This is a genomic window from Rhodosalinus sp. 5P4 (genome assembly GCF_041365695.1).
Classification (GTDB): domain Bacteria; phylum Pseudomonadota; class Alphaproteobacteria; order Rhodobacterales; family Rhodobacteraceae; genus Rhodosalinus.
Map to the genome: position 1 here is coordinate 437,000 of NZ_JBGFSJ010000001.1, position 23,096 is coordinate 460,095.

21 protein-coding genes are annotated in these 23,096 nt (G+C 73.0%); 12 read left to right on the forward strand and 9 right to left on the reverse strand.

The annotated features are described in order from the left end of the window. Positions 1-2 precede the first annotated feature (2 nt). The 10 genes from AB6A69_RS02195 to AB6A69_RS02240 all read left to right on the forward strand — a co-directional run bounded on the left by AB6A69_RS02195 (position 3) and on the right by AB6A69_RS02240 (position 11,113). A complete protein-coding gene (locus AB6A69_RS02195; protein WP_371059480.1) occupies positions 3-1,346 on the forward strand; it encodes an aspartate aminotransferase family protein in 1,344 nt (447 codons plus the stop codon). Next, positions 1,346-2,272: a 3-keto-5-aminohexanoate cleavage protein gene (locus AB6A69_RS02200; protein WP_371059481.1), complete on the forward strand. Its 927-nt coding sequence runs from the start codon at positions 1,346-1,348 to the stop codon at positions 2,270-2,272. Before AB6A69_RS02195 ends, AB6A69_RS02200 begins: the two co-directional genes overlap by 1 nt. Position 2,273: 1 nt before the next feature. Next, positions 2,274-2,741, forward strand: a complete 468-nt coding sequence (locus AB6A69_RS02205) for a GNAT family N-acetyltransferase (RefSeq protein WP_371059482.1) — start codon at positions 2,274-2,276, stop codon at positions 2,739-2,741. Continuing rightward, positions 2,738-3,757 carry a histone deacetylase family protein gene (locus AB6A69_RS02210; protein WP_371059483.1) on the forward strand — a complete coding sequence of 340 codons (1,020 nt, stop codon included), beginning with the start codon at positions 2,738-2,740 and terminating at the stop codon, positions 3,755-3,757. The genes AB6A69_RS02205 and AB6A69_RS02210 overlap by 4 nt, the downstream gene beginning before the upstream one ends. Beyond that, a complete protein-coding gene (locus tag AB6A69_RS02215) occupies positions 3,754-4,881 on the forward strand; it encodes an NAD(P)/FAD-dependent oxidoreductase (protein WP_371059484.1) in 1,128 nt (375 codons plus the stop codon). The genes AB6A69_RS02210 and AB6A69_RS02215 overlap by 4 nt, the downstream gene beginning before the upstream one ends. 173 nt (positions 4,882-5,054) lie before the next feature. Further along, positions 5,055-6,380 (forward strand): acetyl-CoA carboxylase biotin carboxylase subunit family protein, encoded by a 1,326-nt coding sequence (locus AB6A69_RS02220; RefSeq protein ID WP_371059485.1) that lies wholly within the window; start codon positions 5,055-5,057, stop codon positions 6,378-6,380. Between the two features lie 91 nt (positions 6,381-6,471). Next, the gene (locus AB6A69_RS02225; RefSeq protein ID WP_371059486.1) at positions 6,472-7,119 is read left to right on the forward strand and encodes an ABC transporter ATP-binding protein; all 648 of its coding nucleotides are present in this window, start codon (positions 6,472-6,474) and stop codon (positions 7,117-7,119) included. Continuing rightward, positions 7,116-9,527, forward strand: a complete 2,412-nt coding sequence (locus AB6A69_RS02230; protein ID WP_371059487.1) for an FtsX-like permease family protein — start codon at positions 7,116-7,118, stop codon at positions 9,525-9,527. The genes AB6A69_RS02225 and AB6A69_RS02230 overlap by 4 nt, the downstream gene beginning before the upstream one ends. Beyond that, on the forward strand, positions 9,517-10,560 hold the full coding sequence (locus AB6A69_RS02235; RefSeq protein ID WP_371059488.1) for a lipocalin-like domain-containing protein: 1,044 nt from the start codon (positions 9,517-9,519) through the stop codon (positions 10,558-10,560). Before AB6A69_RS02230 ends, AB6A69_RS02235 begins: the two co-directional genes overlap by 11 nt. Beyond that, positions 10,553-11,113 carry a pyridoxamine 5'-phosphate oxidase family protein gene (locus tag AB6A69_RS02240; protein ID WP_371059489.1) on the forward strand — a complete coding sequence of 187 codons (561 nt, stop codon included), beginning with the start codon at positions 10,553-10,555 and terminating at the stop codon, positions 11,111-11,113. Before AB6A69_RS02235 ends, AB6A69_RS02240 begins: the two co-directional genes overlap by 8 nt. Before the next feature lie 4 nt (positions 11,114-11,117). Here AB6A69_RS02240 and AB6A69_RS02245 read toward each other — a convergent pair whose 3' ends face one another. The 8 genes from AB6A69_RS02245 to AB6A69_RS02280 all read right to left on the reverse strand — a co-directional run bounded on the left by AB6A69_RS02245 (position 11,118) and on the right by AB6A69_RS02280 (position 19,567). Next, complete coding sequence (locus AB6A69_RS02245) at positions 11,118-12,368, reverse strand: lytic murein transglycosylase (RefSeq protein WP_371059490.1); 1,251 nt, start codon at positions 12,366-12,368, stop codon at positions 11,118-11,120. A gap of 95 nt (positions 12,369-12,463) precedes the next feature. Next, positions 12,464-13,396 carry a metal ABC transporter permease gene (locus tag AB6A69_RS02250; protein ID WP_371059491.1) on the reverse strand — a complete coding sequence of 311 codons (933 nt, stop codon included), beginning with the start codon at positions 13,394-13,396 and terminating at the stop codon, positions 12,464-12,466. After that, the gene (locus AB6A69_RS02255; protein WP_371059492.1) at positions 13,396-14,613 is read right to left on the reverse strand and encodes a metal ABC transporter permease; all 1,218 of its coding nucleotides are present in this window, start codon (positions 14,611-14,613) and stop codon (positions 13,396-13,398) included. Before AB6A69_RS02255 ends, AB6A69_RS02250 begins: the two co-directional genes overlap by 1 nt. Beyond that, the gene (locus tag AB6A69_RS02260) at positions 14,610-15,428 is read right to left on the reverse strand and encodes a metal ABC transporter ATP-binding protein (RefSeq protein ID WP_371036346.1); all 819 of its coding nucleotides are present in this window, start codon (positions 15,426-15,428) and stop codon (positions 14,610-14,612) included. Before AB6A69_RS02260 ends, AB6A69_RS02255 begins: the two co-directional genes overlap by 4 nt. A gap of 14 nt (positions 15,429-15,442) precedes the next feature. Then, positions 15,443-16,396: a metal ABC transporter solute-binding protein, Zn/Mn family gene (locus tag AB6A69_RS02265; RefSeq protein ID WP_371059494.1), complete on the reverse strand. Its 954-nt coding sequence runs from the start codon at positions 16,394-16,396 to the stop codon at positions 15,443-15,445. Between the two features lie 131 nt (positions 16,397-16,527). Further along, entirely contained in the window at positions 16,528-17,757 is a 1,230-nt protein-coding gene (locus AB6A69_RS02270; protein WP_371059495.1) for a VWA-like domain-containing protein, read from the reverse strand. Further along, positions 17,754-18,872 (reverse strand): AAA family ATPase, encoded by a 1,119-nt coding sequence (locus AB6A69_RS02275; RefSeq protein WP_371059496.1) that lies wholly within the window; start codon positions 18,870-18,872, stop codon positions 17,754-17,756. The genes AB6A69_RS02270 and AB6A69_RS02275 overlap by 4 nt, the downstream gene beginning before the upstream one ends. Then, complete coding sequence (locus AB6A69_RS02280; RefSeq protein ID WP_371059497.1) at positions 18,869-19,567, reverse strand: hypothetical protein; 699 nt, start codon at positions 19,565-19,567, stop codon at positions 18,869-18,871. The genes AB6A69_RS02275 and AB6A69_RS02280 overlap by 4 nt, the downstream gene beginning before the upstream one ends. A 127-nt stretch (positions 19,568-19,694) precedes the next feature. Between AB6A69_RS02280 and AB6A69_RS02285 the strand changes: the two genes are divergently transcribed. Next, the gene (locus AB6A69_RS02285) at positions 19,695-20,732 is read left to right on the forward strand and encodes a glycosyltransferase family 2 protein (protein WP_371059498.1); all 1,038 of its coding nucleotides are present in this window, start codon (positions 19,695-19,697) and stop codon (positions 20,730-20,732) included. A gap of 156 nt (positions 20,733-20,888) precedes the next feature. Continuing rightward, on the forward strand, positions 20,889-22,013 hold the full coding sequence (locus AB6A69_RS02290) for an NAD(P)/FAD-dependent oxidoreductase (protein ID WP_371059499.1): 1,125 nt from the start codon (positions 20,889-20,891) through the stop codon (positions 22,011-22,013). A 112-nt stretch (positions 22,014-22,125) separates the two neighbouring features. On the opposite strand, the gene AB6A69_RS02295 is transcribed toward AB6A69_RS02290, so the two are convergent. Next, positions 22,126-23,016: a LysR family transcriptional regulator gene (locus AB6A69_RS02295; protein WP_371059500.1), complete on the reverse strand. Its 891-nt coding sequence runs from the start codon at positions 23,014-23,016 to the stop codon at positions 22,126-22,128. Positions 23,017-23,096 lie beyond the last annotated feature (80 nt).

Here is a 23,096-nt window from a genome sequence, read left to right on the forward strand (position 1 = left end):
CCATGACCGAGCGTCCGCCATCGCATCTCTTCTACCAGGGCCGTCAGCGCCGCCCGGTGCTCGACCAGGCGCGCGGCATCTACATGTGGGACGTGGACGGCAAGCGCTACATCGACGGCTCGTCGGGCGCGATGGTCTGCAACATCGGCCATTCCAACCCGAACGTGCTGGCCGCCATGCGCGCGCAGATGGAGCGGTCCACCTTCGGCTACCGGCTGCATTTCGAGACCGAGGCGAGCGAGGCGCTGGCGCGCAGGACCGCCGCGCTTCTCCCGGACGAGCTGGACCGCGTGTTCTTCGTCTCGGGCGGATCCGAGGCCGTGGAAAGCGCGCTGAAGCTCGCCCGGCAATGGGCGCTCGCCACGGGGCAGGGCGGCCGCTGGAAGGTGATCTCGCGCTTCCCGTCCTATCACGGCTCCACGCTCGGGGCGCTCGCGGTGACGGGCTACAACGCGCTGACCGACCCGTTCGAGCCGATGATGCGGATGATGCCGCGCGTGCCCGCGCCGCGCGCCTATCTCGACGGGCTGGACCCCGCCGACCCGGCCACGGGGCGGCACTATGCCGACATGCTGGCCGCGAAGATCGAGGAGGAAGGCCCGGAAAGCGTGCTCGCCTTCATCGTGGAGCCGGTGGGCGGGGCCTCCACGGGCGCGCTGGTGCCGCCCGCGGGCTACATGGAGCGGGTGGCCGAGATCTGCCGGCATTACGGCATCCTGCTGATCTTCGACGAGGTGATGACCGGGGCGGGGCGCACCGGGCGCTTCACCGCCGCCGAGCACTGGGGGATCACGCCCGACATCATGGTGCTCTCCAAGGGCTTCGCGGCGGGCTACGTGCCCTTGGGCGCGATGGCCGTGGGCGCGCGGCTGGTGGAGCCCGTGCTCGACGCGGGCGGCTTCCTGCACGGCTACACCTATGCCGGCAACCCGCTCGCCTGTGCCGCGGGCCTCGCCGTGATCGAGGAGATCGAGCGCCAGGGCCTCGTGGAGAACGCCGAGCGCATGGGCGCGCGCCTCATGGAGCGGCTCGATGCGCTCCGCCAGCGCTACCCGCTCATCGGCGACGTGCGCGGCAAGGGGCTGCTCACCGCCTTCGAGTTCGTGGCCGACCGGCAGTCGATGGCCCCCCTGCCGCCCGGCCGGGCGGCGTTTCACCGCTTCGTGGAGCTGGCCTATGCGCGGGGGCTCATCGTCTATTCGCGCCGCACGCGCGGCGGCTACGCCGGGGATCACGTCATCGTCGCGCCGCCCCTCATCGTCACCGAGGCGCAGATCGACGAGATCGCGGGGCTTCTCGACGAGACGCTCGCGGAGTTCAGTGCCGAGATGGCGGCGGTGGCCTGATGCCGCCGATCCTGATCACCTGCGCGATCACGGGCTCGATCCACACGCCCTCCATGTCGCCCTACCTGCCGGTGACGCCCGAGGAGATCGCGGCGCAGGCGGTGGAGGCCGCGGAGGCCGGCGCGGCGATCCTGCACCTGCACGCCCGTGATCCCGAAACGGGGCAGCCCTCGGCCGATCCCGCCCATTTCCGCGCCTTCCTGCCGCGCATTGCCGCGGCCACCGACGCGGTGCTGAACCTCTCCACCGGGGGCAGCGCGGTCATGTCCCTCGAAGAGCGGCTCGCCGCGCCGATGGAGGCGCGCCCCGAGATGTGTTCGCTCAACATGGGCACGATGAACTTCGCCCTCTATCCCATGGCGGAACGGGTGGAAGAGTGGATCCACGACTGGGAGAAGCCGTTCCTGGAGGGCTCCGACGACCTCGTCTTCAGGAACACGCCGCGCGACATCGCGCGCATCCTCACCGCGCTCGGCCGGGAGCGCGGCGCGCGCTTCGAGTTCGAGTGCTACGACGTGGGCCATCTCTACATGCTGCGCCATTTCGCCGATCGCGGGCTTGTGGCGCCGCCCTTCTTCATCCAGTTCGTCTTCGGCGTCCTCGGCGGGATCGGCGCCGACCCCGAGAACCTGATCCACATGAAGCGCATCGCCGACAAGCTCTTCGGCTCTGACTACGCCTTCTCGGTGCTGGCCGCCGGGCGCTACCAGATGCCCTTCGCGGCGAAGGCTGCCGCCATGGGCGGGCATGTGCGCGTGGGGCTCGAGGACAGCCTGACCATCGGGCCGGGCGAACTTGCGCAGAGCAACGCCCAGCAGGTGGCCAAGGTCCGGCGCATCGTGGAAGAGCTGGGCCGCACGCCCGCCAGCCCAGACGAGGCGCGCGAGATTCTGGGTCTCAAGGGCGCGGCGGCGACGGCGATCTGACATGACGGTTTCGATCCGCACCGCAGGGCCCGACGACATGTCGGCGCTTTCCGAGGGGCTCGCCCGCCTCTCGGCCGATCTGGGCGATGATCACCGCGCCGGGGAGGCGGAGCTTGCCGCCGCGCTCTCGCGCGGCGTGGCGCGCGCCCAGATCGCCGGCGACGCGCCGTCGGGCCTCGCGCTCTACTCGCCGGTCTTCTCCACCGTGGCCGGCGGGGCGGGGCTTTATGTCTCCGATCTCTGGGTGGCGGAGGATGCGCGCGGCCGGGGGCTCGGGCGGCGCCTGCTGGCCGCGGCGGCGGCGGATGCGCGCCGCGAGTGGGGGGCGCTCTTCCTCACCCTCGCGGTCTACGAGGACAGCCGCGCGGCGCGGGCCTTCTACGTAAGGCTCGGCTTCGCGCCGGTGACGGGGCAGACCCGCATGATGCTGAGCGAGGCCGGTTTCGCGGCCCTGGAGAAAGAGCGATGAAAGCCGTGTTCGACGACCGCCAGTGGCGGCACGACCCGAAATTCTTCATGGCGAACGGCACCCGCCTGCCGAGCCCCGAGCAGCCCGAGCGCATCGCCCGGCTGAAGGCGGCCGCCGAGGCGGCGGGCTGCGTCTTCGATCCGCCGGCCGATCACGGGATGGGGCCGCTCGCCGCGGTGCACTCGCCGGAATACCTGCATTTCCTGCGCACCATCTACCTGCGCTGGCGGCGTATCGAGGGGGCGGGCGAGGAGGTCATCCCCAACATCCACCCGGCGAGCCGGGCCGACGGCTACCCGAAATCGGCGGTGGGGCAGGCGGGCTGGCACCAGGCGGACACGGCCTGCCCGATCGCCGAGCACACCTGGGAGGCGGCCTACTGGTCGGCGCAGACGGCGCTTTCGGCGGCCGATCTCGTGCTGGGGGGCGCGCGCGCCGTCTACGCGCTCTCGCGCCCGCCGGGCCACCACGCCTACCGCGACCTCGCGGGCGGGTTCTGTTTCCTCAACAACGCCGCCATCGCCGCCGAGCACCTGCTGCGCGCGGGGCGCCGCCCGGCGATCCTCGACGTGGACGTGCATCACGGCAACGGCACGCAGGGGACCTTCTATGCGCGGGGCGACGTGCTCACCGTCTCGATCCACGCCCATCCCGAACGCTTCTACCCGTTCTTCTGGGGCTATCCGCAGGAACGGGGCGAGGGCGCGGGGCTCGGCGCGAACCTCAACCTGGCGCTGCCGCGGGGCACGGACGACGCGGGCTACCTGGCAGCGCTCGACACCGCGCTCGCGCGGATCGACGCCTTCGGGGCGGACGTGGTGGTGGTGGCGCTCGGGCTCGACGCCCATGTGAACGACCCGTTCCAGGGCCTCGCCGTTACCACGGAGGGCTTCGGGCGGATCACCGGCGCCATCGCCGGGCTCGGGCGCCCGCAGCTCTACGTGCAGGAGGGCGGCTATCTCTCGCCCGATCTCGGGCCCAACCTGACCGCCGCGCTCTCCGGCGCCGCGGCATGAGCGCGCCCGACGTCATCGTGATCGGCGGCGGCATCGCCGGGGTGAGCGCGGCGGCCGAGATCGCCCGGGAGGCGCGGGTGACGCTTCTCGAGTCCGAGCCCGCGCTCGGCTACCATTCCACCGGCCGCTCGGCGGCGATCTTCATCCGCAACTACGGCAACGCGACGCTCCGCGCGCTCAACGCGCTGGCCGAGCCGGTCTATGCCGAGGCTTCCGAGATCTCGGACACGCCGCTTCTGTCCGCGCGCGGCGCGCTGACGCTGGCCTATGCGGGGGAGGCCGACGCCTTCGCCGACTACTGCGCGGACGCGGACGGGATCGAGCGGCTGGGCGCGCGGGAGGCGGCGGAGCTCGTGCCGATCCTCGATCCCGGCCCGGTGGAGGCCGCCGCGCTGGAGCCCGACGCCCGCGACATCGACGTGGACCGCGCGCTCCAGGGTTATGCCCGTCTGCTGCGGGCGCGGGGCGGGCGGATCGTGACCGGCGCGCCCGTGACGGCCATCGCGCGGGAGGGCGGCGCGTGGCGGGTGGAGACCCGGCAAGGCGCGGAGCGCGCCGCGGTGATCGTCAACGCCGCCGGGGCCTGGGCGGACGAGGTGGCGCGTCTCGCGGGCGTGGCGCCCTTGGGCCTCGTGCCGCACCGGCGCTCGGCGGCGATCCTGCCGCCGCCCGGCGGTCGTGACGTGGCGCGCTGGCCGCTCTTCGGCTCGGCCACCGAGACCTGGTACGCGAAGCCCGATGCCGGGCGGCTCATGGTCTCTCCGGCGGACGAGGACCCGGTGGACCCGCACGATGCCTGGCCCGACGACATGGTGCTGGCCGAGGGGCTCTGGCGCTACGAACAGGCGGTCACCCACGCGGTGGAGCGAGTGGAGCGCAGCTGGGCCGGGCTTCGCAGCTTCCTGCCCGACCGCACGCCGGCGGCGGGTTTCGCCGCGGACGCGGAGGCATTCTTCTGGCTCGCGGGGCAGGGGGGCTACGGGGTGCAGACCGCGCCCGCCCTCGCCGCGATCGCCCGCCATCTCGTGACCGGCGGCGGCGCCGCGCCCGATCCCGCGCTCCTGGCCGCGCTGGCGCCCGCGCGGCTTGCGGCGACGGGCGCACGCCACGCGCCCGAGGGCTGAGCCGCGCCGCAACGTGGGGCCTTCGACGACAGAGCGCGGGGGGCGCCGGAGTGGCGCCCGCGTCGATGGCCCGGCCCTGGGCGGCCATCGCGCCCTTGCGCCCGGCCGATTTGACCCGGTTGCCCGCGTGTGAGACCTTTTCAGCCGTTCTGCAAAGGGTGGGGTGAGGGCCTATGGACGACGATCGACGCAGGAACGTTTTCGTCGCGGGGCTAGACCCGTTCAATCTCCGCCTTCTGAAAAACGTGCGTCATGCGGACGATTACGCGTTCCACACGCTTTTCGACTTCGACGAAATCACCCATGCCGAGCGTTTCGACATGGAAGCCCTGCTCGACAAGGCGCGGGGCGTGCTGCGCGATTTCGACGGTTCGATCGACGCCATCGTGAGTTACTGGGATTTCCCGTCCATCGTGATGATGCCGATCCTGCGGCGGGAATTCGGTCTCCCGGGCCCCAGCCTCGAAAGCGTCCTGCGCTGCCAGCACAAGTACTGGAGCCGGAGCGTTCAGCGAAACGCCGTGCCGCGGCAGGTGCCGCGTTTCGCGCGCGTCGATCCCTTCGAGGCGGACCCGGACGCGCCGCCGCTCGACTATCCGTTCTGGCTGAAGCCGGTCGTCGCCCATTCCTCGATCCTCGGATTTCGGGTCGAGAACCGGGAGGACTACGCCCACGCGCTCGCGCAGACGCGGTCGGGAATCTCGCGGTTCGCGGAGCCGCTCGAGGTGCTGATGGGATATGCCGATTTGCCCGCCGAGATCGCCGAGGCGGGCGCGGCGCAGTGCATCGCCGAGGAAATCATTTCACAGGGCGCGCAATGCACGCTCGAGGGCTACGCGTTTCGGGGCGAGACGGAGATCTACGGGATCGTGGATTCGATCCGGGGGTCGAACCGCTCCAGCCTGGAGCGGTATGAGTATCCCTCCGCGCTTCCCGAGCCGGTGAAAGCGCGGATGCGCGCCTCGGCCGCGGAGGTCGTCGCGGCCATCGGCCTCGACAATTCGCCGTTCAACATCGAGTATTTCTACCACGAGGAAGAGGACAGCCTGTCGCTGCTGGAAATCAACGCGCGCATTTCCAAGTCGCACAGCCCGATCTTCGACATGGTGGAGGGTGTGCCCCACAAGGAGGTCATGCTCGACGTGGCGCTGGGGCGAAAGCCCGATTACCCCGCCCGTCGCGGTGAATTCCGTTACGCCGCCAAGTTCATGCCGCGGCTTTACGGCCATTCCGACGACGAAGTCGTGACGCACGCGCCCGGCGAAGACGAGATCCGCGCCCTCGAAGAGCGGTTTCCCGGCGCGCGGATCCAGCTTTACGTGCAAGAAGGCTTGCGGCTGGGCGAGTTGAAGCACCGCGACGAATACAGCCACGAACTCGCGGCCATATTCCTGGGCGCGTCGAGCCGCGAAGCCTTGCACGCCGACTTCGAAGAGCTTTTCGACGCGATGGACATCCTTACCGCCGATGCGGACGATGCGAGCGACGCGACAGGGTAGGAGAGACTACCCCTACGCGCCGTCCTGCGGTCTTGCGGGCGCTTGCCAAATCGGTCACGGGACGCACCTCTGGAAGGCAGAGGGCGAAGCGATGCTGCTTGAGATCGACACAGTCGAGAAGACCTATCCCGGCGGGCCGCCGGTGCTGCAGGGGGTGTCGCTTGCGCTCGACGCGGGCGAGACGCTCGCGCTGACCGGCGAGTCGGGCAGCGGCAAGTCCACGCTTCTGAACCTCGTCGCCGGGCTCGACACGCCCGATGGGGGTCATGTGCGGCTCGCCGGCGCGGATGTGGGCGCGCTCGACGATGCGGGCCGCGCGGCGCTGCGCCGCGAGACGGTCGGCCTCGTCTTCCAGCAGTTCAACCTGATCCCGTCGCTCGACGCGGGCGCCAACATCGCCTTCCAGGCGCGGCTCGCCGGGCGCGAGGATACGGGCTGGACCGCGCGGCTGAGCGACAGGCTGGGTCTTTCGGGTTTCGAGCGGCGCTACCCGGAGGAGCTGTCGGGCGGCCAGCAGCAGCGGGTGGCGATCGGCCGGGCGCTCGCGCCGCGCCCCGCGCTCATCCTGGCCGACGAGCCCACCGGCAACCTCGACGAGGAGACCGGCGACGCCGTGCTCGCGCTGATGCTGGAACTCGTGGCCGAAACCGGCGCGGCGCTCCTGATGGTCACCCATTCCGAGCGGCTGGCCGGGCGGATGGAGCGGCGCGTGCATCTGCGCGCCGGGCGGCTTGCATGAGCCGCTGGATCCTCGTCGCCCTGCTTGGCCACTGGCGTCGCCATCCGCTCCAGCTCGTCACCCTGCTGGCGGGGCTCGCGCTCGCCACCGCGCTCTGGTCCGGCGTCCAGGCGATCAACGCCGAGGCGCGGGCCAGCTACGCCGCGGCGCAGTCGGCCACCGGGCAGGCGGATCTCGCGGTGATCGAGGCCGAGGGCCGCGCGCTCACCGTCGCGGATTTCGCGGCGCTCCGCCGCGCGGGCTGGCGGGTGTCGCCGGAAATCGAGACGCAGCTCGTCGCGGGGGGCCAGACGGTGAGCCTTCTCGGGGTGGAGCCGCTGACCGCGCCCTCGGGCGGCGCGATCCCGGGGCTGGGCGACGGGGCCGCGCTCGACTTCCTGACGCCGCCCGGCATCGCCTACGCCGCCCCCGGCACTGCGGCGGCGCTCAACGCGGCCGAGCGCGCCGGCTGGCCGGAGATCCGTGTCTCGGCGGGTCTGGCCGAGGGCCGCGCGATCACCGACATCGCCACAGCGGCGCGGCTGTCGGGCGCGCCGGGCACCGTCACGCGGATCCTGGTTCTGCCCGATCAGCCCGCCGGGCGCGCGCCGCTCGAGACGGTGGCGGACGGGCTCGTGCAGCGCGCGCCCGAGGCGCAGGGCGACATCGCGCGGCTCACGCGGTCCTTTCACCTCAACCTCACCGCTTTCGGCTTCCTGTCTTTCGCGGTGGGGCTCTTCATCGTTCACGGCGCCATCGGCCTCGCCTTCGAGCAGCGGCGCGCGATGGTGCGCACGCTGCGCGCGCTCGGCGCGCCGCTCGGCCTGGTGATGCGGGTGGTGGCGGCGGAGCTGACGGCGCTTGCGCTTCTTGCGGGGCTTTTCGGGCTCGCACTGGGCTACGGCGTCGCCACGGTGCTCCTGCCGGACGTGGCGGCGACGCTGCGGGGGCTTTACGGCGCGGAGGTGACGGGCAGCCTCGCGTTCCGGCCGGGCTGGGCGGCGGCGGGGCTCGCCATGGCGCTCGGCGGGACGGCGGTCGCGGCCGCGCAGGCGATCTGGCGGCTCTGGCGGCTGCCGCTCCTGGCGCCCGCGCAGCCGCGCGCCTGGTCGCGGGCGGCCGCGGCCGGGCTGCGGCGGCAGGGCGCGGGCGCGGCGGCGCTCTTCGCGGCCGGCGCGCTTGCCCCGGTGCTCTTCGACGGGTTGCTGGCGGGCTTCGCCGCGCTCGGCGGGCTGCTTCTGGGGGCGGCGCTCGCGCTGCCGGTGTTCCTTCACGCGGTGCTGGGCCGGGCGGCGGCCCTGGCGCGCGGCCCGCTTTCCGAGTGGGTGTGGGCCGACACGCGCCACCAGCTTCCGGGCCTGTCGCTCGCGCTGATGGCGCTTCTGCTCGCGCTCTCGGCGAATGTGGGCGTGGGTACGATGGTGTCCTCCTTCCGGCTGGGGTTCACGGGCTGGCTGGATCAGCGCCTCGCGGCCGAACTCTACATCGGCGCCCGCGACCGGACCGAGGCGGCGGCGCTGCGCGACTGGGTGGCGCCGCGCGTGGATGCGGTGCTGCCGATCCAGTGGGCCGACACGCGGATCGCGGGGCAGCCCGCGGAGGTCTACGGCGTCGTCGATCACGACACCTACCGCGAGGCCTGGCCGCTTCTCGCCGCGGGCGCGCGCCCGTGGGACCGGGTCGCGGCGGGGGAGGCGGCGCTCGTGAACGAGCAGCTCGCGCGCCGCGCGGGGCTCTGGCCGGGCACGCGGGTGGAGCTGGCGCCGGGGTGGCAGCTGCCGGTGGCGGGCGTCTACTCCGACTACGGCAACCCGGCCGGGCAGGCGATCGTGGGGGCGGAGCCTTTCACCGAGCGTTTCCCAGACGTGGCGCCGCTGCGCTTCGGCCTTCGCCTGCCACCGGAAGAGGCCGAGGGGTTGCGCGCCGCGCTGGTGGAGGAGTTCGGCCTGCCGGCGGAGGCGGTCGTGGACCAGGCATCGATCAAGGCCTTCTCACTCGGCGTCTTCGAGCGGACCTTCGCGGTGACGGCCGCGCTCAACGTGCTGACGCTGGCCGTGGCGGGGGTGGCGATGCTGACCAGCCTGCTCACGCTTTCGGCCATGCGGCTGCCGCAGCTCGCGCCGGTCTGGGCGGCGGGGGTGGCCCGACGGCGGCTTGCCACGCTCGAGCTCGCGCGCGCGGGCATGCTGGCGCTTCTGACTTTCGTGCTGGCGCTGCCGGTCGGGCTGGCGCTGGCCTGGCTGCTGCTGGCCGTGGTGAACGTGGAGGCGTTCGGCTGGCGGCTTCCCATGCACCTCTTTCCCGGCCAGTGGGCGCCGCTGGCCGCGCTCGCGGTTCTCGCGGCGGTCCTGGCCGCGCTCATCCCCGCGCGGCGGCTCGCCCGGATGCCGCCCCGCCAGCTTGTCGCGGTGTTCACCCATGATCGCTAGATGTCTTGCCATCCTTCTCGTGGCGGCGGCCGGCACGGCCCGGGCGCAGGGCTTCGCCGGCCTCGGCACCGAGGCGGAGGGTTTCGCGCTGCCCGAGCGCGGGGCCCCGATCACCTTTCCCGAGGATCACGGCGCCCATCCCGAATTCCGCATTGAATGGTGGTACCTGACGGCCAACCTTCAGGCGACGGACGGGGCACGCTACGGCGTGCAATGGACGCTTTTCCGCACCGCGCTCGCCCCGCGCGAGGCGGACGGGTGGCAGAGCCCGCAGCTCTGGATGGGGCACGCGGCGCTCACCACCGCTTCGCGGCACCACCACGCCGAGCGCCTGGCGCGCGGGGGCGTGGGGCAGGCGGGCGTCACGGCCGAGCCCTTCGCGGCCTGGATCGACGACTGGCGCGCGGCGGGGCCCAGCCTGTCGGAGGTCACCGTCACCGCCTCCGGCCCCGGTTTCGGCTATGCCCTCGACCTCGACGCGGAGGGGCCCTTCGTCTTCCACGGCGAGGACGGCTTCTCGGTCAAGTCCGCCGAGGGGCAGGCGAGCCACTACTACTCGCAACCCTTCTACAGGGCCCGGGGCACGCTGTCCCTCGAGGGGCGCGAGGTGGCGGTCACCGGGACCGCCTGGCTCGACCGGGAATGGTCCAGCCAGCCGCTCTCCGAAAGCCAGAAGGGCTGGGACTGGTTCTCGATCAGCCTCGATGGCGGCGCGCGGGTCATGGCGGCGCAGGTCCGCGAGACGGGGGGCGGCGTCTTCACCTTCGCCACCTGGATCGCGCCTGACGGGACCGAGACGCCTTACGGCGACGGGGCGCTGCGCCTCACGCCGCTGGGGACGGCCGAGGTGGCGGGCCGCGAGGTGCCCGTGCGCTGGCGGGTGGAGCTGCCCGCCAAAGGGCTCGACGTCACGACCGAGCCGCTCAACCCGCAGTCATGGATGGCCACGAGCTTTCCCTACTGGGAGGGGCCGGTCTCCGTCTCCGGCAGCCATGACGGCCACGGCTACCTGGAGATGACGGGCTATGAGTGAGTGGTTCGAGACGCTGGAGGGCCTGCGCGCCCGCGTCTGGCAGCGCCTTGGGCGCGGCGTGGCGGACCGGCGTGCGCCCGCGCGTCACCCGACGCTGGCCACCCTGGGCACGGACGGCGCGCCCGAGGCGCGCACCGTGGTGCTGCGCGGCGCCTCGGAGGCTGCGGGCAGCGTCACGATCTACACCGATGCGGCCTCGGCCAAGGTGGCCGAACTCGCGCGCGAGCCCCGTGCCGCGCTGCATGTCTGGGAGCCGAAGGACCGGCTGCAGATCCGCCTCGCGCTGACGGTCGAAATACGCACCGGCGCTTCGCTCGACGCGCTTTGGGAGCGCCTGTCGCCCGAGGCGCGCCGGGCCTATGGCGGCCGGCCGGAACCGGGCCGGCCCATCGGCGATCCCGTGGCCGATTACGAGGAGACGCGGGAGCGCGCGCGCTTCGCGGTGCTGGACGGCCGGGTGGAGAGGATCGAGGCGCTTCATCTCGGGGACTGGCACCGCCGCGCGGATTTCTCTCGGGCGGACGGATTCGCGGGCGCCTGGATCGCGCCCTGACGCCTCAGGCGCCGCGCCGGAGCCGGTCGAGGAGCGCGCGGGTGGCCCGGCCGGTCTCGGGCAGGCGGCGGGCGCGCTCATAGGCGCGGATCGCCGCCTCGGTGCCGCTACCGATCACCCCGTCCACGCCGTTCGTGTCGAAGCCCGCGCGTGTGAGGCGCTCCTGGATCTCCTTGCGGTCGGAGAGGGTGAGCCCCTCTGCATCGGGCGGAAAGCTTGCCCGGATGGGCGGGCCGCCGGCGATCCGGTCGGCAAGGTGGCCCACCCCGATCACGTAGGACTCGGCGTTGTTGTAGCGCGCGATCACACCGAAATTCGGGAACACCATGAAGGCGGGCCCGGCAGACCCCGCCGGGCGCAGGATCGAGGCCGGGCCGTGGTCGGGCACGCGGTGGCCGTCCGTGTCGCGCACGCCCGCCGCGGCCCAGGCCGCTGGGCTGCGCGTGGTGCCGCGCCCCAAGGGGCCGGAGAAGCCCGCGGGCAGGCGCACCTCCACGCCCCAGGGCTGGCCGCGCCGCCAGCCGAAGCGGTCGAGATAGGCCGCCGCGGAGGCGAGCGCGTCGGTGGGGTCGTCCGACCAGATGTCCCGCCGCCCGTCGCCGGTGAAATCCACGGCATAGGCCTCGAAGGAGGTTGGGATGAACTGCGTGTGCCCCATGGCGCCGGCCCAGCTTCCGGTCATCCGGTCGGGCGTGATGTCGCCGCGCTCGAGGATGCGCAGCGCGGCCACGAGCTGACGCTCGAAGAAGGGGCCGCGCCGCCCGTCGAAGGCCAGCGTGGCGAGCGCCGAGATCACGGGGATGTCGCCCCGCCGTTCGCCGTAGCGGCTTTCGAGGCCCCAGATCGCGGTGACGATCTCGGGCTCGACGCCGTAGCGCGCGTCGATCGCGGCGAGCGTGGCCGCGTGGCGCCGGCGCATGGCGCGGCCCATGGCCACGCGCTCGTCCGAGGCCGCGATTGCGAGATAGTCCTCGAGCGAGCGGGTGAACTCCGCCTGGTTCCTGTCGCGCTCCACCACGCCGGGCAGGAAGCTCGCGCGGGGCAGGGCGCGCTCCAGCGTGGCCTCGGAGATGCCCGCGGCACGGGCGCGGGGGCGGAAGCCGTCGAGCCACGCGTCGAAGGCGGGATTGCGCGCGGGGCGCATGGCCGGGTCGGCGCCCGCGGGCGCGCGCGCGCTCGGTCCGGGACCGCCCGAGCAGGCCGCGAGCGCCGTCGCGCCCAGGCCCAGTGCCATCGTCCGCCGGGATAGCCGCATCACAGTCTCTCGCCTCTGCCTTGGCGGCTAGGCTAGCGCGAAACACCGAGCGGGCAAAGCGCGGAGCGCCTTCGCCATTTCGCTGCGTTCGGGCGTCAGGCCGCCTCTTCGCGGCCGATACCCGCACGGGACCGACGCGGCCCGAAGAGGCAGGCAAGCGCGAGGATCGCGCCGGAGACGGTCGCGATCATGCCCGCGGCGCTGACCGCGTCCCGCCCGCCGAGCCAGAGCGGCCCGTAGCCCGCGAGCACGTAGCCCAGCACGGCCGACAGCGTGGCGAAACCCACCGACCACGCCACCTGACGCGCCAGCCGGTCGGTCATCAGCCGCGCGGCGGCGGGCGGGCAGATGAACATCGCGATCACGATGATCGAGCCCACCGCGTCGAAGGCGGCGACCGCCGCCACCGCCGCGGCGGTCACGAGGCCAAGGCCGATCCAGCGCACGGGCAGGCCGAGCCCGGTGGCGAAGCCCTCGTCGAAGGTCGAGATCTTGAGCCAGCGCCAGAACACGGCCGTCAGCAGCGCCACGAGCGCACAGGCCACTGCCATGCGGAAAAGCTCCGGCGGCAGCGCGGCCAGCGCGGCGGGGTCGAGGAGCGAGCCCCAGCCCTCGGCGCGAAGCCAGACCAGCGATTCGAGATTGCCCATGAGCGCGTGTTCCACGTCGAGGTGCACGCTCGAGGTGTCGCTGCGCTCCAGCAGCAGAACGCCGGCCGCGAAGAGGGTGGTGAAGACCACGCCCATGGCCGCGCCGGGCTCGATCCGGCCGAGGCGGCGCACCGCCTCGATCAGCCCCACCGCCACCAGCGCCGCGCCCCCCGCGCCCAGCAGCATCGGCCCGGCCGCGACCACCCCGGTGAGCAGGAAGGCCACGACGATGCCCGGCAGCACGACATGGCTGATGGCGTCGCCCAGAAGCGCCTGCCGCCGCAGCAGAAGGAAGTTGCCCGGCAGCGCGCAGGCCACCGAGGCGAGCACCCCGATCAGGATCGGCGTCAGCGAGAACTGCACGAACTCCGCTCCCATCAGGCGTGTCCTCCGGCTGCGTGCGGCGGGCCGATCCGGCGGTCGAACTCCGCGATCTCGTCGGGGGTGAAGACGTCCTCGATCGGGGTCAGCCCGTCATAGCGCCCGGCGAGCGCGGTGTCCTGGTGGACGGCGCGCGCCACGTCCCAGCGGCGTTCGTCCCGCGCCTCCTTGGCGGCTGCCGCGCGCCCGGCCTCGGTTGCCACCCCGTCGGGACGGATCAGCCCCTCGGCGCGCAGCACGCGCAGGGTGAAGGCGTCGTGGATCACCTCGCCGCGGGCGAGCGAGAGCAGGCCCTGCCGCCGGTGCACCCGGTGCTGGAAGCGCCGGTGCCGCCAGAGCGCGGAGGCCAGGCCCCGCGCCGGCGCGAAGAGCAGCGAAAGGGCGAAGAGCGCCGCGGCGGTCAGCACGATGAGCGGCCCCGTGGGCAGGCCCGGCGCGGTGGCCGAGATCGCCGCGCCGACATAGCCCGAGACCGCGCCGAGCGCGCCGGCGGTCCAGACCATGCGGTTCGTGCGCTCGGTCCAGAACCGCGCCGTCACGGGCGGGATGATGAGCAGCGCGACGATCAGCACGAGCCCGACAAGCTTCAGCCCGATCACGGTGACGGCCATGCCGAGCCCCATCGCCGCGAGGTCGATGCGGCGCACGTCGTAGCCCGCCGCCGCGGCATAGTCGGGATCGAAGGCCACCAGCGTGAGCGGGCGGCGCAGCAGCCAGAGGATCGCCAGCACCAGCGCGCCGCCGCCCGCGATGAGCATGGCGTCGGACCAAAGCATCCCCGCCGTGGCGCCGAGCAGGAAGTCCTCGAGCCCGGCCTGCCGCCCCGCGCCCATGGTCTGGATCACGGTGAGCAGAACGATGCCGAGGCCGAAGAAGACCGACAGCACCGCGCCGATGGCCGCATCCTCGGACAGCCGCGTGCGCCGGGTGATCCACTCCAGCGCGAGAAGCCCGATCCAGGCGCTGAGCGCCGAACCGGCCAGAAGGCCGGCCAGGTTCCGCCCGTCGCCGCCGAGCGCCACCATCGCCATGAAGGCGATCCCAACGCCCGGCAGTGTCGCATGGGCCACCGCGTCGGAGACGAGCGCGCGCTTGCGCAGGAACAGGAAGCTGCCCGCCGACCCGGCGGAGAAGCCAAGAAGCCCCGCGCCCACCGCCACGAGCGCGGCGTTGTAGCCCGCACCGAGGGTGAGCGCGTCGAGAAGCGCGCTCACGAGGCGGCCAGCTCCAGCGCGTCGAGATGGGTGGCCGCGAGGCGTCCGCCATAGGCCGCGTTGAGCGTCTCGGCGGTGAAGGCCGTCTCCACCGGGCCCTCGGCGATGCCGCGTACGTTGATCAGGAAGACGTGGTCGAAGTAGGCGCGCACCGTCGAGAGGTCATGGTGCACGGCGATGACCGCCTTGCCCTCGGCCCTGAGCGAGGTCAGCACCTCGATGATGGCACGCTCGGTCGCGGCGTCCACGCCGGCGAAGGGCTCGTCGAGCAGGTAGAGATCGGCCTCCTGGGCGAGAGCGCGGGCGAGGAACACGCGCTGCTGCTGCCCGCCGGAAAGCTGGCCGATCTGCCGCTGGGCGAAATCCGCCATGCCGACGCGGTCGAGGCATTCCCGCGCGGTCGCGCGATGCCGCCCGGTGACGCGGCCGAGCAGACCCACCCGGCGGTAGAGCCCCATCAGCACCACCTCCATGACGGTGGTCGGGAAATCCCAGTCCACGCTGGCGCGCTGGGGCACATAGGCGATGCGGTCGCGCGCGCGCTCGAGCGGCTGCCCGAAGATGCGCACGTCTCCCGAGAGGCGCGGAACGATGCCGAGCGCGGCCTTCAACATCGTCGACTTGCCCGCGCCGTTCGGCCCCACGATCGCCGACATGGTCCCGGCGGGGAAGGTGGCGTCCACCGAGAAGACCGCCGGCGACTCTCCGTAGGAGACGGTGAGCCCGCGGATGGCGAGCGCCGTGCCGGGCGGTATCGCGAAGGTGTCCGTGGCCCGGCCGTTCCGCGCCGCAAGGCTGAGCCCCGGGGTCTGCATCCTGTCACGCTCCATCAGTTGAGCAGCCCCTGCATGCCGCGTTCGGGGGCCGTGCCGCCGAGCGCCGAGGCGATCACGGTGGCGTTGTGGTCGATCATGCCGAGATAGGTGCCCTCGTAGGTGCCGGGCGCGCCCATGGCATCCGAGTAGAGCTCGCCGCCGATGACGACCTCGTGCCCGCGTGCCGCCGCGCCCTCGACGAGCGCGCGCACGTTCCTGTCCGAGACGGAGCTTTCCACGAAGACCGCTCCGATGTCGCGCGCCACCAGCATGTCCACGAGTTCGCCGATCCGCCGCAGTCCCGCCTCGCTCTCGGTCGAGATGCCCTGGATGCCGACGACCTCGAAGTCGTGGGCGGCGCCGAAATAGTTGAAGGCGTCATGGGCGGTGACGAGCACCCGGCTTTCCTCGGGAACCGAGGCGAGCACCGCGTCGGTATACCGGGCGAGCTCCGCCAGTTGCGCCAGATACACCTCTGCGTTGGCGCGGAACGCCGCTTCGTCCCCCGGGCGCGCCGCGATCAGCGCGTCGCGGACGTTGAGCACCACGAGCCCCCAGAGTTCGGGGTCCATCCACACATGCGGGTCATGCTTGTCGGCGTAATCCTCGTGCGAGATCAGTACATCGCGCGGCAGGTTTTCGGCAACCGCGACCACGGGGCGATCCGCTCCGAGGTCCAGCAGGAACTCCTCGAGCTGCGCCTCCAGGTAGAGCCCATGCCACAACACCAGATCGGCGCGGGCCATGGCGACGATGTCGCTGCGGGTCTGCCGGTAGGAGTGCGGGTCCACGCCGGGACCCATGAGCGCGCGCACCTCCAGAAGCTCGCCGCCCACCTCGCGGGCCGCGTCGGCGATCATGCCGGTGGTGGCCACGACGTCGAGCCTTTCGGAGGCCATCGCCGGGCCGGTGCCAAGGGCGAGTCCGCAGGCCGTCGCCGCGGCCAGGAACATGCGTTTCGTCAGCATCCTTTACGTGAACCTTCGTTGCATCGAGGCGTGCAGCCTCACGCCTCCAATATTGCGAGTTAGTCGCATTTGTCAATGCAAGTGAGAGCCATTCGCAAGAACTCGCGCCATCCGGACGCGATGTCGCAGCCTCAGCGGTCGAGCCGCAGGACCCGGCCGAAGGGCGGGGGCGCCGGGGGCGCGCCGGGCACCGCCCAGATCACCGGAAGGCCCCGCGGCGCGGGACCGAAGGCGCCGTCGAGGTCGGTGAGGATCACCGCGGCCGACGCGTCGATCTCCACCGCCCGGGCGATCACGTGGCCGAAGGCGGTGCCGCCCCCGCGCCGCAGCGGGCGCGCGCGCAGCGCCGCGTCCCAGCCGCCGGGGCCGACCTCGCGGGCGGTGTGGACGGTTTCGTCGAAGGCCAGAAGATGCGTCTCGGCCCGGCTGCGCCGGGCGACGCCGTCGAGTTCGGCGGCGAAGCGCGCCAGCGTCGCGTCGTCGATGGATCCGGAACTGTCGAGCCCGACCGCGATGCGCGGCCGCCGCCCCGTGCGCGCCGTGCCGGGCTGGAAACCGGGCAGGGCGGCGCCCCGGGCTTCCGCCTCGGCGGCCATCGCGATCCAGCGGCGCGCGGGGCGAAGGGCGGCGGGCTCCGGCATCTCGGTCGCGGCCTTGGCGAGCAGCCCGCGCAACTCCAGCTCCCAGGGTGTGCGGGTGTCGGGGATGTCGGCCACGCGGCCCGCGAGCCGCCCGATCCCGCGCCCGGCGCGCCGCCCGGCCTCCATCGCGCGGGCGAGTGCGCCGCGCCAGTCCTCGGGGGCGCTCTCGCGGCCCGACGACCCCGCCGCCTCGGCCTCGAAATCCTCGGAAAAGCCCTTGGCGGCGGCGTAGGCCGCGACCTCCTCGCCCCCCGCGCCCTCGCGGGATGGCAAGCGGGTGTAGAGCCGCTCCACGTCCCAGTCGGCGAGCGCGGTTTCGGGGGCCGCTGTCCCGAGCCCCGCGGCGGCCAGCAGTTCGGTCAGCCGGACGGCGGGGCGCGGCAGGGCGTGACCGGCGAGCATGAGCGCCTCGTTCACGATGGCGTCGGCGGCGAGCGCGAAACGCGCGGGATCGAACCCCGCGCCCTGGCGCGCGCCCATCGCCGCCTTGCGCGCGCCGTGGCCGAGCGCCGCGTGGAGCACATGATGCCCGGCGAGTCCCACCTGTTCGGGCAGCGGGCGAAGCGGAAAGCCCGCGTCGTAGTAGATCGTCGCGCCCTCGCTGCGCATCTCGCCCGTCCCGTCGCGGTGGGCGCACCAGAGCGCGAGCGCGGCAAGCGCGGGGTCGGCCTCGGCGAGATGGGCGAGCGCGCGGCGTGCGCGGTCGGAGTGCCCGCTCATTCGAGCCCCGCGGCGCGGCGTTCGGAAGCGTAGGCGGCGTAGGCCTCCGACCGCAGGAAGGCGTCCTGAAGCCCCGCTTCCAGCGCCTTGCGGATCAGCATCTCGAAGCCGAAGGCGGTGAGCTCGCCCAGCGGCAGGCGGCGGAACACCTCTTCCTCGCGGTGCTTCGGAAGCTCGCGGAGCCCCGCCATCACCTCGATCGCCGGGGCGATGCGTGCCGCGTCCGCCGCGCCTGCAAGCGCGTAGACCAGCGCGTTGAGCCCGTTCAGCGTGTCCGGATAGAGCGCCCAGCGGTCCTTCGGCGGCGCGGCGAGCAGCGCGTCGAGTTCGAGCGAGGCCGCCACGTCCTCGGCCACCACGGCGAATTCCGCGGCCGGGGCCTCGCCCACGGTGCCCGCGATCATCGCCCGCGCGGGCCGGCCCCAGGGGACGCTCTTCATGATGTCGCTCACCCGCTCCCAGGCGCGGGGCGTGCAGGCGACGGTCAGCCCGCGCTTCAGCGTCTCCTCGGTGGTCTCCAGAAGGTCGGGGCGCGTGCGCAGGAAGGCGGTGACGGCCGGGTGAATGCCCCGGTCCACCGCGAAGCCCGACAGCCAGTCCTCCGCGCTCGCGCGGACGGCGAGGTGGATCAGCCGGTCCGAAAGCGCGGTGCCCATCTCATAGGCCACCGCGCCGTCCTCCACGGTGTTGCCGGCCGCGACGACGAAGACCGAGGCGGGCAGGCGGTGCCGGCCCACGCGCCGCTCCTGCAGGAGCCCGTAGACCGTGGGCTGAAGCCAGGGCGCGGCGGAGGTGAGCTCGTCGAGGAAGAGGACGGCAGGCCGCTCCGGGTCGTCCGGCAGGTCCTCGGGGCGGTACCAGACGGTGCGCCGTGCCTCGTGATCGTAATAGGGCAGGCCGCGCAGGTCCTGCGGCTCGATGGTGGTTAGGCGCAGGTCGTAGAGGTCCGCGCCGATCCGCCGCGCCAGCTCCGCCACCAACTGCGTCTTGCCCACGCCCGGCCGGCCGTGAAGCATCCAGGAGGCGGTGAGCCCGCCCGCGGACTGCGCGCGCCAGCCGGCCTCCAGCACCTCGAGCGCCTCGCCGGCCGAGACGGTCTGCGCGTTCACGCTCATGCCGGCACCTCGCGCGCGGGCGCGGCGTCCATCAGCGCGGCGAGCCGCGCATGGGCGGAGACGCCTTCGGCGGCGAAACCGACGTCGCGCAGGAAAACGTCCTCGCGCAGGTTGGCGCGGTGCAGCGTCCGCTCGTCGAGACCCTCGGCGAAAAGCTCGGCGCGCAGCATCTCCTGTTCCGAAGTGTCGAGGGCCAGCACCTCGGCGCCCGGGCTCGCGCGCTGCACCGAGACGAGGGTGAGCGGCACGACACGGGCGAGTTCGGACTGCTCTACCACGAGATGCAGCTCTCCCTCAGAAAGCCCCCGCCGCGCGGCGATCCGCGATAGGATACGCGTGGCGCGGAAGCGCAGCGTGTCGAGCGCGCGGGCGGCGTCGTCCTCGTCGATCACGTCCTTGCGGGCGCTCGCGGAGAGGCGCAGCACCTTCATCTCGACCACCCCCACGAGCAGCACCATCAGGATCGGGGCCTGGGCGATGGGAAAGGCGAGACGCGGCCAGATCAGCATGGCGGCGACGAAGGGCGCGAGCGCGCCGAGATAGCGCAGGAGTTGCGCGTCGAAGAGGATACGCGCCCATGCCGCCGGACCCGCGCGCCGGGGCAGGATCGCCACCCGTCGGAAAAGCTTCTTGGGCACGCGCCGGGTTTCCAGCGCGGCGGGGTTCAGGACGGTGTTGGGCGCGACGATCAGCATGGGTGTGTTCCTTGTCGGCCAAGCTAGGGCGCGGCGCGGCCCCGGTCGAGTGGTCAACCGGGCTTGCGCCGCCCGCCCGGCCTCCGGCAGTGTTCCTTCGGACGAGGCGGCGCGGACGGGAGGACCCATGGACCGCATCCTGTGCGTGAGCACGTTGCGCAACGAGGGGCCCTTCCTGGTCGACTGGGTGGCGCACATGCGCGCCATCGGCGTGACCGAGCTGCTCGTCTATTCCAATGACTGCGACGACCCCACGGCCCGGATGCTCGATCTCATGGCCCGTGCGGGGGCGCTGCGGCACCTGCCCCAGGAGGTGCCGCGCGGCGAGAGCCCGCAATGGCTGGCGCTGCGCGACGCCTGGCGCCAGCCCGAGCGCAAGGCGGCGGACTGGGCGCTGGTGGCGGACGCCGACGAGTATCCCAACATCCACGCGGGCGAAGGCCGGCTTGCCGACCTTTTCGCCCGGCTCGACGGGGAGGCGGAGGCGGTGGCGCTGCCCTGGCGGCTTTTCGGCGCGAACGGCCGCGCCCGGCTCGAGGAGGGGGCGGTGCCGGCGCTCTTCACGGCCTCGGCGGCGCCGGATCAGGATTTCCCCGTCGCCGCGACGCTTTTCAAGACGCTCTTCAGGCCATCGGGGCCGTTCACCCGGTTCGGCGTGCACCGCCCGGGCCAGCGCCGGGACACGGTCCCGGCCTGGCGGGACGGGGACGGGCAGCCGCTGGCGGGCCATGTCGCGGGGCGGGCCGGGCGGCTCTCGCTCTGGGGCGCGCCGGTGGCCCGGGGGCTGGCCGAGACGAACCACTACTCGCTCCGCTCGGCGGAGAGCTTCCTCGTCAAGCGCGACCGGGGCCTGCCCAACCGCTCGGCAAAGCGCGTCGATCTGCATTACTGGGTGGAGCGGAACTTCAACACGGTGGAGAACGCGACCATCGGGCGCAGCGCGCCCCTGCGCGCGGGCGAGCGGGCGGCGCTTCTGGCGATCCCCGGCCTCGCCGCGCTGGAGGAGGAGGCCTACGCCTGGCACCGGGCCCGCTTCCGCGCGCTTCTGCGCGACGAGGCGGCGTATCGCCTTTACGCGCATTGCCTGCTGTCGGCGGCCAGCGCGCCCGTCTCGTCCGAAACCGCGCGATGGCTCATTGCCCGCTATGGCGAGATCGCGGGGTGAACGGCGGGGCGGCGCGCTCAGGCGCCCGCGCATGGGCGCCGATCCACGCGAGGGGGCGAAAGGGCCGCCACGGCACGCGCCCCGCGCCGGGGCTTGGCTTCCGCGGGCGCCGACTTATACCCGCACGGATCGGAGCGTTCCTTACGGAGGCCTCGAATGGACGACGCAGAGTACGACGTGGCCGTGATCGGGGCCGGGATCGCGGGAAGCACGCTTGCCGCGGAACTGGCCGCAAGCGCGCGCGTGGCCCTTCTGGAGCGCGAGGAGGCGCCGGGCTATCACAGCACGGGCCGGTCCGCGGCGCTTTTCACCATGAGTTACGGGCCCGGAGCCGTGCGCGCGCTGTCGTGCCTTTCCGAGCCCGTCTTCCGCTCGGCCACGGGCCCGGACGGGCATCCGCTGCTTTCACCGCGCGGGCTGCTTTTCGTCGCGCGGGAGGATCAGCGCGCGGCGCTCGAAGCCTTCGCCGCGAAAGTGGGGAACGCGGTCGCGCCCGCGGGCACCGAGGAGGCGCAGGCCCGGCTGCCCATCCTGAAGCCGGGCTACGTCGCCGCCGCGCTTCTCGAAGCGGACGCCGCCGATATCGACGTGCACGCGCTTCACCAGCTTTACCTGCGCCGCTTCAAGGCGGCGGGCGGCACGCTTCTGTTCCGGGCGGAGGTGCAGGGCGTCGCGCGCCGGGGCGGGCGATGGGAGGTCGAGACGCCCGCCGGGCCCGTCCGGGCGGAGACGGTCGTCAACGCCGCCGGCGCCTGGGCCGACGAGGTGGCGCGCCTTGCCGGGGTCGCGCCGGTGGGGCTCGTTGCCAAGCGGCGCAGCGCCGCAATCGTCGCCACGCCGGGCGACGCGGACCCGTCGGGCTGGCCCATGCTCATGGATATCGACGAACAGTTCTACATGAAGCCCGATGCAGGCAAGCTCCTGGTCTCGCCCGCCGACACGACGCCCTCGGCGCCCTGCGACGCGCGCCCCGAGGAGATCGACATCGCCATCGCGGTGGACCGGGTGCAGCAGGCCTGCGAACTGCCCGTGCGCCGGATCGAGCGAAGCTGGGCGGGGTTGCGCAGCTTCGTGGCCGATGGCGTGCCGGTGGCGGGCCATGCCGCGGACGCGCCGGGCTTCTTCTGGCTGGCGGGACAGGGCGGTTATGGCATCCACACCGCGCCGGGGCTCGCGCGGGTCGCCGCGGCGCTGGTGCAGGGCCAGCCCGCGCCGGCCGACGCGGCGGAGGCGGGGCTCGACACGCGCGCGCTCGACCCCGGGCGGCCCGGGATCGGCTGAGGCGCCCCCGGCGCGGGACGGGACGCCGGCGGACCGGCACGGGCGCGGGACGCGCGGAAACGGCGCGCGACCGCCACGCCCCTTCACGCCGAGCGGGCGATGCCGCGCGGCCTCATCCCGCGCGGGGCCGGGCCGCGAGGCGGATGAGCTCGGGCAGGAGCGGGTTCGGAAAGCGCCTTTCCAGCGTGACGGCGTGAAACGATTCGGTGATGCCCGCAAGGGTCTGCGCCTCCTTCAGCACGCCGGTCGAAAGCTCGTCCGTCACCACGATGCTCGGCAGCACGGCGAGGCCCGCATCGGCGCGGGCCATGAGGCGCATCATCGCCATGTCGTCCACCTCGGCCGAGATTTGGGGGCGGATGCCCAGCCGGTCGCAGAGCGCGTCGAACCCGGTGCGCACGGGGCTCTCGGCGGTGGGCAGGATCACGGGCTCCCGGGCGAGCAGGGCGGCCGGGTCGCGCTCGCCCGCAAGCCGCGCGGGCGTGCCCACCAGACTGACCGGCTGATCGTCCAGTCGGTGGGAGACGAAGGGGGTCACCGCGTCCTCCGCCGCCGCGCGGTTCAGGAGCGCCACGTCGAGGTTGAGCGTGGCCAGCCCCTGCATCAGCTCCGCCGGGCTGCCCGAACGCAGGACGATCTCGACATCGGCGCGGCCCAGAAGCGGGCGCAGGAAGCCCAGCGTGAAGTTGCGCGAGAGCGTCGCCATCGCGCCCACCCGAAGCGCCCGCCGCGCGCGCCCGGCCGCCTTGAGCGTATCGACGAGTTCGTCGCCCGCCGCGAAGATCTCGTCGGCGTGATCGAGCGCGATCCGGCCCGCCTCGGTCAGCACGAGCTGTCGGCCCCGCCGGTCGAAAAGCCGGTGGCCCAAGCGCTCCTCGAGCTTGCGGATCTGCGTGGACAGCGCCGATTGCGACAGGTTCAGCCGCTCGGCCGTGCGCGTGAGGTTCCCGTCATGGGCGACCGCGTGGAAATAGCGCAGGTGGTGGTAGTTCAGGCTGCTCATGATCGTTCTCTTTATTAGAACGACTTCGACCATACAATGAATTTATTATCCGGATCGGCCTCTGATACTGCATCGCGGCA

What these genes read in the sequence shown, in the direction of transcription:
- AB6A69_RS02250 (WP_371059491.1), bottom strand. Translation starts at nt 13,396, where the DNA reads ATGGGAGCGGAGTTCGTGCAGTTCTCGCTGACGCCGATCCTGATCGGG.
- AB6A69_RS02215 (WP_371059484.1), top strand. Translation starts at nt 3,754, where the DNA reads ATGAGCGCGCCCGACGTCATCGTGATCGGCGGCGGCATCGCCGGGGTG.
- AB6A69_RS02235 (WP_371059488.1), top strand. Translation starts at nt 9,517, where the DNA reads ATGATCGCTAGATGTCTTGCCATCCTTCTCGTGGCGGCGGCCGGCACG.
- AB6A69_RS02270 (WP_371059495.1), bottom strand. Translation starts at nt 17,757, where the DNA reads ATGAGCGGGCACTCCGACCGCGCACGCCGCGCGCTCGCCCATCTCGCC.
- AB6A69_RS02275 (WP_371059496.1), bottom strand. Translation starts at nt 18,872, where the DNA reads ATGAGCGTGAACGCGCAGACCGTCTCGGCCGGCGAGGCGCTCGAGGTG.
- AB6A69_RS02280 (WP_371059497.1), bottom strand. Translation starts at nt 19,567, where the DNA reads ATGCTGATCGTCGCGCCCAACACCGTCCTGAACCCCGCCGCGCTGGAA.
- AB6A69_RS02225 (WP_371059486.1), top strand. Translation starts at nt 6,472, where the DNA reads ATGCTGCTTGAGATCGACACAGTCGAGAAGACCTATCCCGGCGGGCCG.
- AB6A69_RS02195 (WP_371059480.1), top strand. Translation starts at nt 3, where the DNA reads ATGACCGAGCGTCCGCCATCGCATCTCTTCTACCAGGGCCGTCAGCGC.
- AB6A69_RS02210 (WP_371059483.1), top strand. Translation starts at nt 2,738, where the DNA reads ATGAAAGCCGTGTTCGACGACCGCCAGTGGCGGCACGACCCGAAATTC.
- AB6A69_RS02220 (WP_371059485.1), top strand. Translation starts at nt 5,055, where the DNA reads ATGGACGACGATCGACGCAGGAACGTTTTCGTCGCGGGGCTAGACCCG.
- AB6A69_RS02290 (WP_371059499.1), top strand. Translation starts at nt 20,889, where the DNA reads ATGGACGACGCAGAGTACGACGTGGCCGTGATCGGGGCCGGGATCGCG.
- AB6A69_RS02230 (WP_371059487.1), top strand. Translation starts at nt 7,116, where the DNA reads ATGAGCCGCTGGATCCTCGTCGCCCTGCTTGGCCACTGGCGTCGCCAT.
- AB6A69_RS02205 (WP_371059482.1), top strand. Translation starts at nt 2,274, where the DNA reads ATGACGGTTTCGATCCGCACCGCAGGGCCCGACGACATGTCGGCGCTT.
- AB6A69_RS02200 (WP_371059481.1), top strand. Translation starts at nt 1,346, where the DNA reads ATGCCGCCGATCCTGATCACCTGCGCGATCACGGGCTCGATCCACACG.
- AB6A69_RS02265 (WP_371059494.1), bottom strand. Translation starts at nt 16,396, where the DNA reads ATGCTGACGAAACGCATGTTCCTGGCCGCGGCGACGGCCTGCGGACTC.
- AB6A69_RS02285 (WP_371059498.1), top strand. Translation starts at nt 19,695, where the DNA reads ATGGACCGCATCCTGTGCGTGAGCACGTTGCGCAACGAGGGGCCCTTC.
- AB6A69_RS02260 (WP_371036346.1), bottom strand. Translation starts at nt 15,428, where the DNA reads ATGCAGACCCCGGGGCTCAGCCTTGCGGCGCGGAACGGCCGGGCCACG.
- AB6A69_RS02240 (WP_371059489.1), top strand. Translation starts at nt 10,553, where the DNA reads ATGAGTGAGTGGTTCGAGACGCTGGAGGGCCTGCGCGCCCGCGTCTGG.
- AB6A69_RS02245 (WP_371059490.1), bottom strand. Translation starts at nt 12,368, where the DNA reads ATGCGGCTATCCCGGCGGACGATGGCACTGGGCCTGGGCGCGACGGCG.
- AB6A69_RS02295 (WP_371059500.1), bottom strand. Translation starts at nt 23,016, where the DNA reads ATGAGCAGCCTGAACTACCACCACCTGCGCTATTTCCACGCGGTCGCC.